The following is a 785-nucleotide window of genomic DNA, read 5'->3' on the forward strand; positions in this document are numbered from 1 at the left end:
GGGAACAGATTTAAGTGCTAATATACCTCCTGTTTGCGCCATCGCCTCTACCTGAAGTACTCCCGGCATTACAGGTTTTCCCGGAAAATGTCCCACGAAAAAAGGCTCGTTCATAGTCACATTTTTGACACCCACGACAGTACTGCTCGTAAGTTCAATGATCTTATCAACCAAAACGAACGGCGGACGGTGAGGCAGAATATTCATGATCTCATTCACGTCCATTAATGGTTCCTGGTCAAGATCGTATCTTGGAATATTGTTTCGCTTTTCAGCTTTAATGATCTTCGATAATTTCTTTGCGAATTGAGTATTCACAAGGTGCCCCGGTTTATTGGCAATTACTTTTCCGCGAATGCGTGTTCCTACAAGGGCAAGATCACCAATTACATCAAGAAGTTTATGCCTTGCCGCCTCATTAGGATAATGTAAGGTAAGGTTGTCTAAAATTCCGTTAGGCTTTACAGCTATATTATCTTTTTTGAATGCTACGCGCAGCTTGTCCATAGTCTCCGGGCTTAACTCCTTATCTACGTAAACTATGGCATTATTAAGATCTCCACCTTTGATCAATCCATGCTCTAAAAGCGTCTCCAGCTCATGTAAAAAACTGAAGGTACGGGCATCGGCAATCTCCGTTTTGAATTCAGACATTTTTTGAATAGAAGCGTTCTGAGTACCTAAAACTTTGGTGCCAAAATCGACCATGGTGGTCACCTGGTACTCATCTGCAGGCATTACCAGGATTTCGCTTCCGGTTTTATCATCTACATAGCGAATAACAT

1 protein-coding gene is annotated in these 785 nt (G+C 42.2%); it reads right to left on the bottom strand.

Features of this window, described 5'->3' with window-relative positions; genetic code table 11:
* On the bottom strand, nucleotides 1-785 hold a 785-nt coding region (locus HC175_RS15650; RefSeq protein WP_209310015.1), incomplete at both ends, for a UDP-3-O-acyl-N-acetylglucosamine deacetylase.

The sequence above is a fragment of the Salinimicrobium oceani genome, assembly GCF_012037645.1.